General features: G+C 71.4%; 15 protein-coding genes and 2 pseudogenes. 8 read left to right on the forward strand and 9 right to left on the reverse strand.

What is annotated here, in order from left to right:
- Positions 1 to 25: 25 nt before the first annotated feature.
- The 3 genes and pseudogenes from AC4IHM_RS03555 to AC4IHM_RS03565 form a co-directional block, all read right to left on the reverse strand.
- Positions 26 to 799: a sulfite exporter TauE/SafE family protein gene (locus AC4IHM_RS03555; protein WP_490865618.1), complete on the reverse strand. Its 774-nt coding sequence runs from the start codon at positions 797 to 799 to the stop codon at positions 26 to 28.
- Between the two features lie 84 nt (positions 800 to 883).
- Positions 884 to 1044, reverse strand: a pseudogene (locus tag AC4IHM_RS03560) (AMP-binding enzyme); the annotation flags it as partial.
- Positions 1045 to 1263: 219 nt separating this feature from the next.
- Entirely contained in the window at positions 1264 to 2694 is a 1431-nt protein-coding gene (locus AC4IHM_RS03565; RefSeq protein WP_490865619.1) for an amidase, read from the reverse strand.
- Between the two features lie 125 nt (positions 2695 to 2819).
- Between AC4IHM_RS03565 and AC4IHM_RS03570 the strand changes: the two genes are divergently transcribed.
- Positions 2820 to 3455 (forward strand): TetR/AcrR family transcriptional regulator, encoded by a 636-nt coding sequence (locus tag AC4IHM_RS03570; protein WP_490865620.1) that lies wholly within the window; start codon positions 2820 to 2822, stop codon positions 3453 to 3455.
- A gap of 159 nt (positions 3456 to 3614) precedes the next feature.
- Here the strand turns inward: AC4IHM_RS03570 and AC4IHM_RS03575 are convergent.
- Positions 3615 to 4800, reverse strand: a pseudogene (locus tag AC4IHM_RS03575) (thiolase family protein).
- A 189-nt stretch (positions 4801 to 4989) separates the two neighbouring features.
- Here AC4IHM_RS03575 and AC4IHM_RS03580 point away from each other — a divergent pair.
- The 5 genes from AC4IHM_RS03580 to AC4IHM_RS03600 all read left to right on the forward strand — a co-directional run bounded on the left by AC4IHM_RS03580 (position 4990) and on the right by AC4IHM_RS03600 (position 8652).
- A complete protein-coding gene (locus AC4IHM_RS03580) occupies positions 4990 to 5799 on the forward strand; it encodes an alpha/beta hydrolase (protein WP_490865621.1) in 810 nt (269 codons plus the stop codon).
- A 120-nt stretch (positions 5800 to 5919) separates the two neighbouring features.
- Positions 5920 to 6252, forward strand: coding sequence for a DUF3140 domain-containing protein (locus AC4IHM_RS03585; protein WP_490865622.1), 333 nt, complete (start codon positions 5920 to 5922; stop codon positions 6250 to 6252).
- A complete protein-coding gene (locus AC4IHM_RS03590; RefSeq protein ID WP_490865623.1) occupies positions 6249 to 6899 on the forward strand; it encodes an HhH-GDP family DNA glycosylase in 651 nt (216 codons plus the stop codon). Before AC4IHM_RS03585 ends, AC4IHM_RS03590 begins: the two co-directional genes overlap by 4 nt.
- Positions 6900 to 7002: 103 nt before the next feature.
- On the forward strand, positions 7003 to 7872 hold the full coding sequence (locus AC4IHM_RS03595; RefSeq protein WP_490865624.1) for a hypothetical protein: 870 nt from the start codon (positions 7003 to 7005) through the stop codon (positions 7870 to 7872).
- 252 nt (positions 7873 to 8124) lie between these two features.
- Positions 8125 to 8652 (forward strand): NUDIX hydrolase family protein, encoded by a 528-nt coding sequence (locus tag AC4IHM_RS03600; RefSeq protein WP_490870753.1) that lies wholly within the window; start codon positions 8125 to 8127, stop codon positions 8650 to 8652.
- Positions 8653 to 8684: 32 nt separating this feature from the next.
- Here AC4IHM_RS03600 and AC4IHM_RS03605 read toward each other — a convergent pair whose 3' ends face one another.
- Entirely contained in the window at positions 8685 to 9233 is a 549-nt protein-coding gene (locus AC4IHM_RS03605; protein WP_490865625.1) for a DapH/DapD/GlmU-related protein, read from the reverse strand.
- A gap of 148 nt (positions 9234 to 9381) precedes the next feature.
- Between AC4IHM_RS03605 and AC4IHM_RS03610 the strand changes: the two genes are divergently transcribed.
- Positions 9382 to 10335, forward strand: coding sequence for a LysR family transcriptional regulator (locus tag AC4IHM_RS03610; protein ID WP_490865626.1), 954 nt, complete (start codon positions 9382 to 9384; stop codon positions 10333 to 10335).
- A gap of 162 nt (positions 10336 to 10497) precedes the next feature.
- On the opposite strand, the gene AC4IHM_RS03615 is transcribed toward AC4IHM_RS03610, so the two are convergent.
- Positions 10498 to 11958, reverse strand: a complete 1461-nt coding sequence (locus AC4IHM_RS03615; RefSeq protein WP_490865627.1) for an MFS transporter — start codon at positions 11956 to 11958, stop codon at positions 10498 to 10500.
- Positions 11959 to 12120: 162 nt separating this feature from the next.
- On the opposite strand from AC4IHM_RS03615, the gene AC4IHM_RS03620 reads away from it, so the two are divergent.
- Positions 12121 to 12615: a MarR family winged helix-turn-helix transcriptional regulator gene (locus AC4IHM_RS03620; protein ID WP_490865628.1), complete on the forward strand. Its 495-nt coding sequence runs from the start codon at positions 12121 to 12123 to the stop codon at positions 12613 to 12615.
- Positions 12616 to 12803: 188 nt separating this feature from the next.
- Here AC4IHM_RS03620 and AC4IHM_RS03625 read toward each other — a convergent pair whose 3' ends face one another.
- The 3 genes from AC4IHM_RS03625 to AC4IHM_RS03635 all read right to left on the reverse strand — a co-directional run bounded on the left by AC4IHM_RS03625 (position 12804) and on the right by AC4IHM_RS03635 (position 16801).
- Complete coding sequence (locus AC4IHM_RS03625) at positions 12804 to 15029, reverse strand: MMPL family transporter (protein ID WP_490865629.1); 2226 nt, start codon at positions 15027 to 15029, stop codon at positions 12804 to 12806.
- A gap of 242 nt (positions 15030 to 15271) precedes the next feature.
- Positions 15272 to 16429: a sensor histidine kinase gene (locus AC4IHM_RS03630; protein ID WP_490865630.1), complete on the reverse strand. Its 1158-nt coding sequence runs from the start codon at positions 16427 to 16429 to the stop codon at positions 15272 to 15274.
- Positions 16430 to 16549: 120 nt separating this feature from the next.
- Positions 16550 to 16801 carry a hypothetical protein gene (locus tag AC4IHM_RS03635; protein ID WP_490865631.1) on the reverse strand — a complete coding sequence of 84 codons (252 nt, stop codon included), beginning with the start codon at positions 16799 to 16801 and terminating at the stop codon, positions 16550 to 16552.
- Positions 16802 to 17002 lie beyond the last annotated feature (201 nt).

Below are 17002 nucleotides of genomic sequence, written 5' to 3' on the forward strand. Positions count from 1 at the left end.
AGGCAGCGGTCGGCGGTCGGGGCGGTCAGGCCACGAGGAGCTGGAGGGCGCCCACCACCGTCGCCGCGATCACCAGGCGCTCGAACAGCAGTTGGTCGATCCGGTTCACGGCCCATCTGCCGATGAACGCCCCGGGCACCACGAACACCACGAGCGCGGCGTCGAGGAGCAGCGAGCGGCCGTCGATCAGTCCGAGGCCGGCGCTGAAGGGCAGCTTGGAGACGTTGACGATCAGGAAGAAGAAGGCCGAGGTGCCCAGGAAGCCGAGCTTGCGAAAGCCCGCCGAGAGCAGGTACATCGACATCACCGGGCCGCCCGCGTTGGCGACCATCGTGGTGAAGCCGCCGAGGACGCCGTAGGAACGGGCCTTCATGCGGCCGGTGCGCGAGGCGACCCCCTCCGGCTGCTCGGCCGCGTCGGGCCGGCGCCGGCGCCACACCGTCACCCCGGCCATGAGCAGCAGGATCGCGCCGATCAACGTCCGGACGACGGCGTCGTCCGCCCACACCAGGAACAGGGTGCCCGCGACCACGCCCACGCCGACCGCCGGGAACAGCCGCCACAGCGTGGGCCAGTGCGCGTGGCGCCGGTAGGTGAGGACGGCCAGGACGTCGCCGGCGATCAGGACCGGCAGCAGGATCCCGGTGGAGGCGCGGGCGGGCAGGACCGCCGCGAAGACCGCGAGGCTGACCGTGTTGGCCCCGCTCACCGCGGTCTTGGAGAAGCCGACGAGGAGGGCGGCGAAGGCGAGCGCGGAGAATTCCCAGCCGGTGAGGTGCCAGAGTGTCATGGTGTCCATTGCGGACACCGATGCTATGCGCACCCACCGGTACCCGTAAGCACCGTCTCGCCAGATGGTCCTGAGCGGCCGGGCGGTTCCTCAGCGGTCGGTGTACCGGCCCCGCAGCTCCCGCTCGGACCACTCGGTGACCCCGGCGGCGTCCGGCGCGCGGCGACCACGGCGCACACCTCCTCGCCGTGCAACTCGTCCGGGAGGCCGACGAGGGCGACATGCGCGATGCCGGGGTGGCGCATCAGCACCTCCGTAGGTCACGGCGGAAGCAGGAGCCCGCCCCGTCTCCGCGGCCCCGACCGGAGACGCTGACCTCGGCCTGGACTGCGAGCCGAAAGGTGTCGTCGAGCAGCGTGTACGTACGCTTTTCGCTGTCGAAGGCGGCAAACGCGTGCGCTTCGACCAGGCCCCAGGGACGGGGGCGTGAGGGATACGCGGGTCGCCGCGTGCGCCCTCCATGGCCCACGGGCTCAATCGGCCCGGCCTCCCACTCGCGGGTCGACCGGTGTGAGAACTCCGAGCCGGTCCTCGATCGCCTGGGCCGCGTCCAGGCACAGGTCCTCCCGGAACGCGCGCCCGACGATCTGTACTCCGCAGGGGAGCCCGTCGGCCATCCCGGTCGGTATGGCCACACCGGGTACGCCCACGAAGCTGGTCACGGTGCACAGGCGCATTCCCGACCCGACACGGTCCCTGCCCGACCTGTCACGCGACTCCAGCCCCGGCTCGACCGGTGGCTCGGTGAAGACCGGGCCGAGCAACAGGGGGTATTCGTCGAGGAATTCGGCCCATGAGCGGCGGATGTTCATCCAGGTGCCCGTCAAGTTCATGAACTCCTCCACGCCTACGGGCGGGGTCTGCTCCATCGCCATCTCGACATAGCGGTCCCCGCCCTTGCCGAGCAGCCCGCGCACCACCGGCCAGGTCGGGGCGAACTCGGTCACGGTGATCCGGCCGTACGCCTCAAGGGCCTCGTCCATCCGCGGTACGTCCTGCTCCTCGCGCACGTCGTATCCGGCGTCGCGGAGCGCGTCGGCCGCGGACGCGACGGCTCCGCGAATCGTGGGGTGGACGCCGTGCCCACCGGGGTCCGCCACGACCGCGACCTTCACGCGTCCGGGGAGCGGTTCGCCGTAGGCGGGCACCGGCACGGCCCGCGGGTCTCGCGGATCGGTCCCGGCCAGCACCTCGAAAGCCAGCCGCAGGTCGCCCACGCTCCGGGCCAACGGGCCGTCGGTGACCAGCATCTGGGACGCCGGCCCCGGGTCGTCCGGGCCGAGAACCCGGTGGTCGGCGGGGAACCGGCCCGTGGACGGCTTCAGCCCGGCCACACCGCAGAACTGGGCCGGGATGCGCACCGACCCGCCGGAATCGTTGCCGAGCCCGAGCGCTGCCATGCCCGTGGCAACGGCCACCGCGTCGCCTCCGCTGGAGCCGCCCGGGGTCCGGCTGCTGTCCCACGGGTTGACCGTGTCGCCGAACAGCTCGCTGCGCGTGTGCATCCCCGCCAGGATCAGGGTGGGGATGTTGCTGTGCCCGATGGGGATGGCTCCGGCCGCGCGCAGACGTGCCACCGGGAGTGCGTCGGCCGACGCCACCAGATCGCGGAAGCGCTCCGTGCCGAACGTAGTCGGCACGCCTTCGACGGCCGTGCTCTCCTTCACCGTGAAGGGCACCCCCGCGAGGGGCCCCAGCACTTCACCGGCGGCCCGCCGACGGTCCGTCTGTGCCGCGGCCTCACGTGCCCGCTCCGCCAGGAGCTGCGTGACCGCGTTCACCCGCGGGTTGACCTCGGCGATGCGATCCAGGTGGCTGTCGACCAGTTCGACGGCCGAGACCGCCGCGCCGCGCACAGCCTCCGCCTGCGCGGCGGCCGGCATCTTCCACAGGGCGTCCTGCATGGCTCCACCTTCCTCATCCACGTACCAATGCGCTTGCATCGGAACGGTACCCGGGAACCGATACGTACGCATCGAATAAACTGCGGTGGAAAGCGGAGCGCTGTGGGATTGAGAGGCGATCGGACATGCCCAGGCAGGTGGATCACGTGAGCAGACGCCGCCTCATCGCCGAGGCCGTATGCCACCTCGCCGACGAACGCGGACTGGAGGGCGTGACCCTTCGCGATGTCGCCGCCCGCGCGCAGGTGTCGATGGGCGCGGTTCAGCGGTGCTTCCGCAACAAGGAAGAGATGCTCGTGTTCGCTCTCGGGCACATCGGCGAGCGGGTCGGCGAGCGCGTACAGGCCCGCCTTCTCAGGAGCCCGGCCCAGTCGGCCGGCACCGCCCTGGGCCACGCGGCCACCGAGATCTCACTGCTCCGGGAAGAGCAGCGCGCCGAGGCCAGGGTCTGGCTCGCCTTCGTCGCGCAGGCGGCTGTGAACAAGGCGCTCGCCAGGACGCTGACCGCGAACTACGCGACCTTGCAGGAGGCGTTCACCCGCCTGATCTCGGAGGCCGGCGAGGGCGCCGACCGCGCCGAGCGCCTCGATCCGCAACTTGAGGCCCGCACCCTCCTCGCCCTCGCGGACGGCCTCACCGCGCACGTCCTCGTCGGCCACCTCACCCCGCTCGAAGCACACGACGCCCTCCACGCGCACCTGGCCCGCCTCTGGGAGCAACCGGTCACACGCACCCCCTTCCCGGACTCCCCACTTCCATGAACCGGACCAGGTGAGGCGGGAAGCGACAGGCGGATGGGGCTGGATGTCGTCGGCGTCGCGGGTGACGTACGAGGCAGGGCTCGGCGTCCGCGGCGAGCGTGCCGAACCCGTCGCCGGGCGTTCCCGGCGAGGACGGCGGCGACGTGACGGGCGGGCGGGCTAGCGTTCGACGAGCACCGCGCTGCCCTGTCCCACGCCGACGCACATCGTGGCGAGCCCGCGGGCCGCTCCCGTGCGGCGCATGCGGTGCAGCAGGGTGGTGAGGATGCGGGCGCCGGAGCAGCCGAGCGGGTGGCCCAGCGCGATGGCGCCGCCGGTGGGGTTGACCAGGGCGGGGTCGATGCCTAGGAGGTCCACGCAGGCGAGGGCCTGGGCGGCGAACGCCTCGTTGAACTCGGCCGTCGCGAGGTCGTCCACGCTCCAGCCGGCGCGGGCGAGGACCTTGCGGGTGGCGGGGACCGGGCCGATGCCCATGACGTTCCGGGTGGACGCCGGCCGAGCCGCCGGCGACGTAGCGGCCGAGGGACTTGAGGCCGAGGTCGTCCAGGGCCTCCTCGCTGACCAGCAGGAGTCCGGCGGCGCCGTCGTTCATCGGGGAGGCGTTGCCCGCGGTGACCGTGCCGCCGGGGCGGAAGACCGGCTTGAGACGGGCCAGCTTCTCGACGGAGGTGTCCTCGCGGACGCACTCGTCGGTGTCGACGACCACGCCGTCGGGCCGCTCGACGGGGAGCAGTTCGTCGTCGAAGTGGCCGTTCTTGCGGGCCTCGGCGGCGAGGCGGTGGCTGCGCAGGGCGAACTCGTCCTGGCGTTCGCGCGGGACGCCGTACCGCTCGGCGACCTCCTCGGCAGTCTCACCCATGGCCAGCAGGCCGTGCAGGTCCTTCATCGCGGGGTTGACCAGGCGCCAGCCGAGCCGGGTGTCGGCGGTCTCGATGCGGTGGGGCAGGGCCTCGTCGGGGCGGGGCAGTACGAAGGGGGCGCGGCTCATCGACTCCGAGCCGCCCGCGAGCACGATGTCGGCCTCGCCCGCGGCGATGGTGCGGGCCGCGCCGGTGACGGCTTCGAGGCCGGAGGCGCACAGCCGGTTCACGGTGGCGCCGGGCACGGTCTCGGGGAGGCCGGCGAGCAGGGCGGCCATGCGGGCGACGTTGCGGTTGTCCTCGCCCGCCTGGTTGGCGGCGCCCCAGTACACGTCGTCGACGCGGGCGGGGTCGAGCGCGGGCACGCCGGCGACCAGGCCCCGGATCACGGTGGCGGCGAGGTCGTCGGGCCGTACGGCGGACAGCGCGCCGCGGAGCCTGCCGATCGGGGTGCGGCGGGCGGCCGCGAAGTGGACGGGACGCACGAGGGGACTCCTGACCGTGGCCGCCCGGTCGCCGGGCGGCACACCGCCGTCGGCCGACCGCCACGGACCCTGACGCCGCGGCTGCGAGCGGACACTTTAATTAGCACTGCTAGTTTTGGACTATAGACCGCCGGGCGACTCCCTGGGAAGATCCCCGGTGACCTTCACCGAAGCAGCCGGAGGAGACGCGTGGCCGAGGCCCGCGAGCATGTCCTGAACGGCACCCGGGGACGGATCGCCGGGCGCGAGTGGCCCGCCGGGCGGCCCCGCTGCGTGGCCCTGCTGGTGCACGGCTACGGCGAGCACATCGGCCGCTACGAGGAGGTGGCCGGCGTCCTGGCCGGGCACGGCGCGGCCGTGTACGGCGACGACCACACCGGGCACGGGCGTTCGGACGGCGAGCGGGTGCTGATCGAGGACTTCGAGGACGTGGTCACCGACCTGCGCACGACGGCCGAGCTGGCCGGGACCGCCCACCCGGGCCTGCCGGTCGTGATGATCGGCCACTCCATGGGCGGCCTCGTCGCCGCCCGCTACGCCCAGCGCCACCCCGGCGAACTGGCCGCGCTGGTACTGTCCGGGCCGGTCATCGGCGACTGGGAGCTGCCGGGCCGGCTGCTCGCCCTGGAGGAGATCCCCGACACCCCGATCAGCCCGGCCGCGCTCTCCCGGGACCCCGCGGTCGGCGCGGCGTACGCGGCGGATCCGCTGGTGTGGCACGGCCCCATGAAGCGGCCGACCCTGGAGGCGTTCGCAGTGACGCCGGCGGCGGTGGCCGAGGGCGGCGACGTGGGCCGGCTCCCGTTGCTGTGGGTGCACGGCGGCGACGACCGGCTGGTGCCGCTGCCCGGCAGCCGGGTCGGCGTCGAGCGGCTGAGCGGCGGCGAGCCGACCGAGCGGATCCACCCCGGCGCCCGGCACGAGCTGTTCAACGAGACCCACCGGACGCAGGTGTTCGCGCAGGTCACGGGCTTCCTGGACGACGTGCTCGGCCGCTGAGGCGCCCGGCGTTTGCCCCGGAGCCCCACGGGCACCCGCGCCCCCATGGAGTGGTCGCGCCGCCTTGCTCCGTCCGACCAGGCCACATGCACGTACGCACGACGAAATGAGGGACACCTCATGGCCGACGCCCTCGAACTCGACCCGCTGTGGGAGGACTTCCACCGCGTGGTGAACATGACCTCCGCGGAACTCGCGGACTGGCTGCGGGTACGCGACTCCGGTGAGCTGACCGAGCCGCTGCCGGACGACGCCGGCTCGCCACTGGGCCGCCGCGTCCTGTCGATCCTGCAGAAACGGCGCACGGACCTGACGGAGGACGACCTGCGGGCGATGCGCAAGGTCGTGGACACCGTGACCTCGCAGACCGACGTGGAGAACGAGCCCCAGGCCGACGACATGCGGCTCAGGCACCGGCTGATGACCGTCGGCCACGACCCGCTGAAGCCGTGAGCCGCGACCAGCGGCGCGTCGTGCACGCGCTCGTCGACGCGCACGGGCAGACGTACGCCGAGGAGGCGGGCATCCGGCTGAGGGACACCCCGCAGCCGCTGTACCGGCTGCTGGTCCTCGCCCATCTGCTGAGCGCCCGCATCCGGGGCTCGATCGCCGTGGCCACCTCCCGCGCCCTGCACGAGGCGGGGCTCCGGAGCCCCCGCCGCATGGCCGGCGCAGGCTGGCAGGAGCGGGTGGACGCGCTCGGCCGGGGCGGTTACCGGCGCTACGACGAGCGCACCGCCACGCAGCTCGGCCAGGCGGCGGAGCTGCTGACCGAGCGGTGGGGCGGGGATCTGCGCCGGCTGCGGAAGGAGGCGGACGGCGATGTCGGCGAACTGCGCCGGCTGCTCCAGGAGTTCCCCGGGATGGGCCCGGCCGGCGCGGACATCTTCCTGCGCGAGGTCCAGCGCGTCTGGCCCGAGGCGGCACCCCGCCTCGACCGCAAGGCCCTCCAGGGCGCCGGGCACCTCGGCCTGCCGGAGAACCCGGACCGGCTGCTCGACCTCGCCGGGCCGACGGAACCGGCCGTCCTCGCGGCCGCGCTGGTGCGCGCGGCGGTGGACAAGGAGGTCGCCCGGGACACCCTGGACCGCGCCGCGTGAGCCGTCCCCGGCGGGGCCGGTCACCCGAACGGTCCCGTGCGCTGGTGCGCGCGCGGGTGCGGTGATGCGCTGAGGACACTGTCACGTCCCAGGAGGCACCGCGATGAGCCGTCGTCCCTTCCGTCCCGCCCGTGTCATGGCCTGTGCCCTGGCGGCGGGCGCGCTGCTGACCACCGCGGCCTGCTCGGACGAGGGCGGGTCCTCGGCGGCCTCGGACACCGCCGCCGAACAGGCTCGGGCCGCCGAGCAGGAGGCGGTGGAGCAGACGCCCACGGGATCGCCCACCGGGTCTCCCACAGGTTCGCCCAGCGCCTCCCCCTCCGCGCTCACCGAGTCCGGCGCGCAGGCCGCCCTGCTCACGGAGGCCGACCTGGAGGGCGACTGGAAGCAGGTCCAGGACGCGGACAAGTGGCGCGACCGGCTGGTGGTCGGCAAGGTCGACGTGGCCGACTTCCTCACCATCAAGGCCGACGCCGCCGACTGCCAGCACCTGCTCGACACGCTCTACCGGGACGACCTGCTGGCCAAGCCGTCCGGACCGTCGGCGCTCACCGGCTTCGAGCAGGGCCGCTCCCGCCTCTTCGAACAGGTCGCCGGCTACGACCGCGCCGGCCTGGACGACCGCATGAAGTGGCTGAACTCCCTGCCGGACGCGTGCGACCAGTTCACCGCGACCGACTCCGAGGGCGGCAAGCGCACGGTCCAGGTGGTCAGGGCGCCGATGCCCGACGTGGGCGACGCCCGGCAGGGGCTGCACGTGACCGTGCGGGGCACCGCCGGCGGCGACGCCACGACGCTCACCCTGGACCTCGCCGCCGTACGCGTCGGCACCTCCGCCGTCACCGTCATGGGCGGCGGCCTGGACGGCGGCGTGACCGACACCGTGGAGCGGGCGGCACGGCTGGGCACCGAGCGCCTGCAAACCGTCCTGTCCGGCGGGACCCCTTCGGCGCAGCCCAGCACCCTGGACTGACCGACCGCCGCCCTCCGCGTCCGACCCGGGACAGCGGCTCTTCGCGCGCACATCCGGCGAAACCCGGACAGCGTGATCACCGAACGGCACAATGGTGCCCGACGGACGGCGTACGCGTGAAGGAGCCGACGGGGACGGGCGCGTTCCCCGGGCCGGCCGGGGCCGCTTGAACACGGCGTGGGACCCGTCACAGTCCCGGAGCGGCCCTCCGAAAGCAGGAACGGCTGAAAGTATGATCAAGCGATGTCTGACATGACCGAAACCACGCCGGGCTGGCTGACGACCGACGAACTCGAGATGGCACGCGCCCGCATGCCGATCCTGTACGTCGAGGCGGTGCCCGTGCGCGTCGACGACAGCGGCGAAGTCACCAGCGTCGGCCTGCTCCTGCGCATAGGACCCGACGGGACGGTCAGCCGGACGCTGGTCTCCGGCCGGGTGCTGCACCACGAGCGGGTCCGGGACGCCCTGCTGCGTCACCTGGAGAAGGACCTCGGCCCGGTGGCGCTGCCCCGGGTCCCGTCCTCGCTCCAGCCGTTCACGGTGGCCGAGTACTTCCCCACGCACGGTGTCACCCCGTACCACGATCCCCGTCAGCACGCGGTCTCCCTCGCCTACGTCGTGCCGGTGACGGGTGACTGCCGCCCCCGGCAGGACGCCCTGGACCTGGTCTGGTTCAGTCCGCGGGAGGCCCTGTCACCGGCGGTGCAGAGCGAGATGCCGGGCGGGCACGGGGTACTGCTGAAGCAGGCGCTGGCGCATGTGGGCTGCGTGGTCTGAGGACGCCCGCGCGCGCGAGCCGGTGCCCCGGCTCAGTCGTTCCAGTGTTTGCGTACGACCGCGGCCGGTCCGGTCACCAGGGTGTTGGGGGGAACGTCCTTGGTGACGACGGCTCCCGCGCCGACCACGGCACCGTGTCCGATCGTGACACCGGGAAGAACCGTCACCGTGGCGCCGAGCCATGCGTTGGCCTCGATGGTGATGGGTGCCCGGGTGATGAATTCGCTGCGTTCGGAGGCCGGGAGGGGGTGGTCGGAGGAGATGAGGTTGGTCTTCGGACCGATCAGGACGCCGTCGCCCAGGCGGATGCCGCCCTGGTCCAGGAAAGTGCAGCCCTGGTTGACGAATACGTGCTCGCCGAACTCTATGCCGAGTCCGTGGTCGGTGTAGAAGGGCGGACAGAGGGTGACGGAGTCGGGGACGGGCCTGCCGATGATCTCCGACAGCAGATCCGCGCGGGCGGCCTTGTCGTCGAAGGGCAGGACGTTGAGCCGTGACGTCAGCGTGGTGACGTACTCGATCCGCTCGGCCACCCGCGCGAATTCGGCGGTGCGAACGTAGAGACGGTCTCGATCAGGCATGAGGATTCCTCACGATCGATACGACATCGATCAACGAGAGGTTGACATGAGGTTGGCCTCAACCATCAAAGCGAACCGAGCACGCGGTTATCAAACAACGGCCGGGGCAGTCGAGATCAACCTCCGGTTGTCTGCCTAGGATGCGTGCATGGACGTCATGGCCATGCGCACCTTCGTCGCCGTCGCGGACGCGGGACAGTTCCAGGAGGCCGCCGCCGGTCTGTCGATCACGCCGCAGGCCGTGTCCAAACGCGTCGCGGCGCTGGAGAAGGAGCTTGGCGTCCAGCTCTTCACCCGCGATGCCCGCGGGGCCCGGCTCACCATCGACGGGCAGGCGTTCCTGCCCCACGCCAGGACCTTCCTGCACTCAGCCGAGCGCGCCGTCGCATCCGTGCGGCCGGGCCGGCGGGCGCTGCGGGTCGACGTGATCGGCCGCCAGCTCTCCCTGACCGGGCTGCTGCGCGGCTTCCACCGCGCCCATCCCGGGATCGAGCTGGACGTGGTGACGTTGTTCGACTACGACGCCGCCATCGCCGCCGTCCGGGACGGGACCATCGACGCGACGTTCCGTGCCGTGACCATGCCGGGGCGGCAACTGCCCTGCGGGGTGGAGGCCAGTCCCGTATTCGACGAACCGCTGCACGTGTTCACCGGACCGCGTCACGAGTTCGCGGACGCGCCCGCGCTCACTCCCGCCCAGCTCGTCGGAGAACGGATCTGGATGCCCGGCAACCTGCCCGGCACCGAGTGGACCGCCTACTACGACGAACTCGCCGCCGCCTTCGGCCTCACCATCGACTCGCTCGGCCCGGACTTCGGCATCGAGCCCCTGCTCGACACCATCGCCGGCTCCGCGACGCTGACCACCTTCGTCAGCGAACAGACCCCGCTGGTGTGGCCCGCCGGCTACGACCTGCGCCGCATCCCCCTTGAGGACCCGACCCCCCTCTACCCCCACTCCCTGATCCGGCGCACCGACAACCCCCACCCCGCCCTGGCCTCGCTGCACCGCCACCTCGCCGCCGCGTACCCCGGCCGCCCCGCCGCCGGCACCTGGACACCGGTGTGGAGCCGACCCGGGCAGCAGCGGGAACCCGCCTGACGGCACACCGGGGAAAGACCCCTCTCACCGGAAGGCCGTCGCACCACGCGCCGGACGGGCGAAGGCGGTCGGCCCGCTGGTGTGCGGGCCGACCGCCGGGACGCGGAGGGGTGGGCCGACCGGGGGGGATGTCCGCCGCCGGCCGACCGTGTTCCGATGCCGTCAGGCCCTGGCCGCGGCCTCGATCTTGGCACCGTCGCCTTCGCCGCTCGACTCCTCGCCGATGGACGAGGGGCGGACCGCCGGAATGAAGGCGGCGATCAGCGCGGCGACGAGGGCGACACCACAGCCGATCATGAGGGCGGCGCGGAAGCCGCTCTCCGACGTGATGGCGAAGCCGCCCATCGTGGTGGTCATCTGGGCGAGCACCACGCCGACCACCGCCGAGCCGATCGACGTGCCCAGCGAACGCATGAGGGTGTTGAAGGCATTGGCCGAGCCGGTCTCGGACCTGGGCACGGAACTCATGATCAGCGCGGGCATCGCGCCGTACGCCAGGCCCACGCCACTGTTGATGACCATGCTGACGAGCATGCAGCCCCAGGCCTCGGACATCAGCCCCAGGGACAGGCCGTAGCCCAGCGCGATCACCAGGACACCGGAGATCAGGGTGAACTTGGGTCCGCGGGCATTGGTGAGCTTCCCGCCGAGGGGAGAGACGATCATCATCATGATGCCGCCCGGCGCCATCCACATACCCGCGGCCAGCATCGACTGGCCGAGTCCGTAGCCGGTCTCCTCGGGGAACTGCAGCAACTGCGGAAGGACCAGCATGCCGGCGTACATGCCGAAGCCCACGAAGATGGAGGCCAGGTTCGTGACCAGTACGCGGGGCCGTGCCGTGGTCCGCAGGTCGACCAGCGGGTCCTTCGTACGGGTCTCCCAGTAGCCCCACAGCACCAGCAGGACGACGGCGGTCGTCAGCAACCCGAGCGTGGTTCCGGAACCCCAGCCCCAGTCGGCCCCCTTGGACACCCCGAGGAGCAGGCAGACGAGGCCCGCGGCGAATCCCAACGCGCCGGGCAGGTCGAACCGCTGGTGAGGAGCGTCGGCGGGGGTGTCGGGCACAAGGATCCAGATCAGAACCGCGATGACGAGCGCCAGGGCCGCGGAGCCCCAGAACAGCGCCCGCCACGAGGCGTACTGGGCGACCGCCGAGGCGATCGGCAGCCCCAGGCCACCGCCGATACCCATGGACGCGCTGACCAGGGCGATGGAAGAGCTGAGCTTCTCCTTCGGCACCACGTCACGGAGCAGTGCGACCCCCAGCGGGACCATGCCCATGCCCATGCCCTGCATGCCCCGTCCGATGATCATGGGGATCACCGAGGTGGCCAGCGCACACACCACCGAACCCGCGATGAGGGGAAGGGTGCAGATGAGGATCATGCGGCGCTTGCCGACCATGTCGCCGAGCCGGCCGATGACCGGCGTACACACGGCCGCCACCAGCAGCGTCACGGTGATGACCCACGCCGCGTTCGACGACGAGGTGTGCAGGAGTTGCGGCAACTCCGCGATCAGGGGCGTCACGAGCGTCTGCATGATCGCCGCCACTGTGCCGGCGAAGGCCAGCACGGCGACCACGCCGCCTGTGCGGCTCACCGGCTTGGGGTTTTCCATCCGAAGACTCCTAGATCAGATTTCTATGCATCATACACATTCTATGTATCAGGCATTCGACATGTACGATGCACCCATGTGGCCTGACGCACATAGCGGGAGGATCTTGCGCAAACCGGACGCCGGACTCCACCAGGCCACCGAAGGAGGTGTCCCCCGCAGATGAGCGGGCCCACGTACAACGTTGAGTACGAGCAGATGCTGCTCAGCCGTCACGGTCTACGCCGTCGGGGCGGACGCCGTCAAGGCGGACTTCTGGAGTTCAGCGCCTACATCATCCTCAGCCGGCTCCAAGTCCAGGGACCCATGTCGATCGGGGAACTGAGCGACGCGTTCGGCCTCGACACCTCGACGCTCAACCGTCAGACCGCCTCCGCACTTCGGGCGGGACTCGTCGAGCGGATTCCCGACCCGGACGGCGGCATGGCCCGCAAGTTCCGGCTCACCGACATGGGTGCACAACTCCTCGACGAGGAGCGGGAGTCGATCGTCGGTTCCCTTGAGCAGATCATGGAGAACTGGACGGCTTCGGACATCGCCGCGTTCGCCGCGTATCTGAGGCGCTTCAACACGGACATCGAGCGGCTCGACGGACGCCCCTGGCCGCGCGAGCGTCCGTCCGACCAGACGCTCGACTCCCGGTCGCCCGTCTCCTGACGAGGCCGGCACGGCACGGGAAGCCGGGCCCGGCGGGAGCGGAAGACGCTCCACGGCCGGGCCCGGCCGGGCGCCGCTCCCCCGTCCCCACGGGGTGCGACGCGGTCGGAGCCGCCACCGCTCGTCGCGGCCCCGACCGGCGGGCCGTCACCATGCCAGGAACGGCCCACCGTCTTCGGTCCGCGATGTCAGCGGAGTGGGACGGGCTCCCGAGCGGGGTCCGCGGGGACCGATTCGGGTGTGGGTACCTTCTGGCTGAGCTTCTCTCCCTCGATGTCGATCCTGGGCAGGATTCGATCGAGCCAGCCGGGCAGTCGCCATCCCCTGTCTCCGAGGAGGGAGAGCGCGGCCGGCACGAGGCCCATGCGCACGACGAACGCGTCGAAGAACACGGCGATCGCCAGTCCGAAGCCGATCATCTTGACCATGGACTCCCCCGCGCCGATGAAGCCGGAGAAGACCGCCATCATGATCGCGGCAGCGGCCACGACAACTCTGGCGCTGTGGCGGAAGCCGGACACGACCGCCTCTCGCGGGCCGTCGCCGTGCACGTACGCCTCGCGGATCCTGGAGACCAGGAACACCTCGTAATCCATGGCCAGGCCGAAGACGATGCCCACCAGGAAGATCGGCATCATGCTCATGATCGGCCCGGTCTGCTCCACCCCGAGGAGATCGGCGGCATGTCCCTCCTGGAAGACGAGGACGACGGAGCCGAGGGCGGCCAGTACGGACAGGAGGAAGCCGACGGCCGCCTTGACCGGTACCAGCAGCGACCGGAACACCAGGAGCAGGAGCACGAACGCCAGGCCGACCACGACGACGAGGTAGGGAACCAGAGCCGCCTGGACCTTCTCGGCGACGTTGATGTTGAGGGCCGTAGTGCCGGTGACCTCGAAGCTCACCCCTTCGGCCTCGGCCTCGATGTCCGCGCGTTCGCCGCGGATCGTCCTGACGAGTTCCTTCGTCTTCTCGTCGGTGGGACTGCTCGACGGGACGGCCGAGAGCAGGGCGGTGTCGCCCGATTCGTTGAAGCGGGGCGGCGACACGGAAACCACGCCCGGCGTGCCCTCGACCTCTCGCGCGACGGTGGCCACGGCCTCGTCCGGGTCTTCGGCCTTCGTCGCGTCCACCACCACCGTAAGCGGACCGTTGAAGCCGGGTCCGAATCCCTCGGCCAGGGCGTCGTACGCCCGGCGCTCGGTCGTGGAGGTGGACTTCGCCTCGTCGCCGGGCATACCCAGTTGCAGGTTCAGGGCCGGGACGGCGATCGCGCCGAGACCGACCACGCCGAGGAGCAGCACGGGCAGCGGATGCCGTACGACGACGCCGGCCCACCGACTGCCTCCGTTGTGCTTCGCGCGTTGCCTGCGCCTGGCGCGCTCGGAGCCCTTGCGTACTCCCCTCGGCAGTACGGCGTTGGGCCAGAAGCCGAGCAGCGCGGGCACCGCCGTGAGGCATATGAGCACGGCGATGAGCACGCCTCCGGCCGCCGCGAGGCCCATCTTGGTCAGGGTGGGAATGCCCACGACCGAAAGGCCGGCCAGTGCGATGACGACCGTGAGGCCGGCGAAGACCACGGACGATCCGGCCGTACCGACCGCCAGCCCGGCGGCCTCCCGCGGTACGTGGCCCTTCGTCCGTTCTTCCCGGTACCGCGAGACCACGAAGAGCGCGTAGTCGATGCCGCAGGCCAGGCCGAGCATGGTGGCCAGCGTGCCGGTCGTGCTGGTGAGCCCGAAGGCACTCGACAGCGCGGTGATCGCCGTCATGCTGATGCCGACCCCGAGGATCGCGGTGAGCAGCGGCAGCCCGGCCGCCGCCATCGACCCGAAGGTGATCAGCAGCACGACGGCCGCTATCGCGATGCCGATGACCTCGGCCGAGCCGCCGGCTTCGGTGGGGGTGGCCAGAGCGTCCCCGCCGACCTCGACGCTCAGGCCCGCGTTCTGGGCCTGCTCGATGGCGTCTCGCAGGTGGTCCTTGCTCGTGTCACTGAGGTCGTCCGCCTTCACCGTGAAACCGACCGTCGCGTACGCGGTGGTCACGTCCTCGCTCACGGCCTTCGCCTGGAAGGGATCGACGACGCCGGCGACCTGCGCCCCGTCGGCGGCCTCGTCGACCAGCGATTCGACGGCCGCCTTGTTCTGCACAGCCGTGATCTTCTCGCCACCGGGTGCCACGAAGACGATACGCGCGGTGGCGCCGTCTGCCGCGGTCCCCGGAAAGCGCTGCTCCATCAGGTCGAAGGCTCTCTGGGACTCGATGCCCGGCATCGTGAAGCCGTCGTCTCCCGCCGCGGGGGCCTTGGTCGCGGCGAACCCGACGACACCCAGTACGGCCACCCAGAAGAGGGCGAAGAACCAGCGCCACCGGAAGGCCACTCGGCCCAGGTGATACAGGACAGTTGCCATGGCGGAAGAAGCCTCCACGAGGTGCGAGGAAAGGGGGTCGGAGACGGCCGCTTTCGCGGAGGCCCTGGGGCCCGCACGGCGTTTCTGTCTCTGCCCCAAACGATCCCGTCATCCGTCCGCGGGCACGAGGGAGCGTTCTCCCGAACCCATGGTGTAGCGGGCTACACCATGACGGTTCCGCTGCACTCGCCGGCACCGGACATCGCGTGCCTCAAAGGGGCGGCTGCCCCGCACGGGCCGGCTCAGGACCAGGTGCAGGGCAGTTCCACGGTGATCGACGTGGGTCCGCCCACGGGGCTGTCCACGGTCACCGACCCGTCCAGGGCCGCGACCCGCCGTCGGATCCCCATCAGCCCCGATCCGCCGCCCTCGTCGACGCCGCCCCGGCCCTCGTCGCGCACGACGGCCCGGAGTCCGGTGGGTGGACGCTCCAGGATCACCGTCGCCCGATTCGCGCCGCTGTGTTTGGTCACGTTGGTCAATGCCTCGGCCACGGCGAAATAGGCGGCTGCCTCGATGGCGGCAGGCGCCCGGAGTCCGTCGTCGATGCCTTCCGCGTCCACCATGGCGTCCAGGCCGCTGCTCGCCGCGAGGGCCCGCACCGCGCCGGCGAGACCGCGGTCCGTGAGAATGGGCGGGTGGATGCCGCGCACCACGTGCCGCAGATCGGTGAGCGCCTCCTCGGCTTGTCCCTGGGCGTCGGCCAGAAGCCTGCGCGCCGCCTCGGGATCACGGTCGTAGGCGCGCATCGCCAGCCCAAGACGCATGGAGAGCGCCACCAGATGAGCCTGCGCGCCGTCGTGCAAGTCACGCTCGATGCGCCTCAGTTCGGCGCCATGAGCCGTCACCGCGTCGGCACGGGTCTCCGTGAGCTGCGCCACCCGCACCGCGAGCAGGGCTTCCGGGGCCGGGCGCAGCATGGCTGCCGACCAGGCGGCCTCGCGGTCGGCGAGCCGGGTGATGACGGGCAGGACGACAGGACGGCGGCGCAGCGCACCGCTCCAGAGCCCGTCGACCACCAGTGCCGGCAGCCACAGTACGAGCGCCGCCAGTGGCAGCAGCGCGCCGTACGCGAAGTGGGTGACGAGCCATCGCAGGTCACGGTATGTGCCGGGGTCCCTGATCACTGAGCGCACCCGTGCTCGTACGGGACCCCGCAGGGGTGCGTAGGCCTCGGGCACGGCCTCGCCCGTCCATGCCGCCACCTGCTGCCGTTTCGCCCCCGCCACCCGGCGCAGCAGCAGCGTCGCCTCCGGCAGCAAACCGGCGGCCACCACGGTGAGGAGCGCGACGACCGCGATGATGACGACGGTGCTGAAGAGGTACGTGGCGAAAGTGAAGACGGCCGTCACGATCAGATGGCGCGTGGCGCGGACCGCTTCTTTCAGCGCGTGTCTCATGTCGTGTCCGAGTGCTCTTCTGTTGCGGCGCGCCGAGGCACGCGACCGTCGGTTCTTGACACTTGCGTCCCTCGATTCCGGGGTGCGGCCCGGGACTGCGGTGGTGTCCGCCCCGAGGGCTCAGACACGGGACAGGTGCCTGGCACGCGAGTCGGGTGACTCGTCCGCGTCGAGGCCCGCGCCCGCCGGGTCATCACGCTTCCGGCGCTTCCAGAGGAGTCCGATCCCAGCCTTGACGGCAACCAGCCCCATTCCGATCGTGGCCACGACTCCCTGCGAGCCTTCCACAACAAAGGGGATGATCACGGCAACCACCGCGTTGAACAGGAACAGGAACCACAGAACCGGCCCGGACAGCAGAAATGCATTCATGAAAATCTACCCGCTCTCGTCATCCGACTGGAAATCTCGTCACATCGAGCTTTCCGGGAGAGACCGGTCGGAGGCGATGGACTCTGCTCCCCGGCCGGGGTGTAGCCGGCTACACCCCGGCCGGGGTCACAGCGGCCCCGTGCGAAGATGATCGAGTCCGAGCCCGTCCGTCGACCGTGCCGGGTCCCAGAGCGCCCTTGA

It is taken from the genome of Streptomyces sp. SL06, assembly GCF_058244745.1.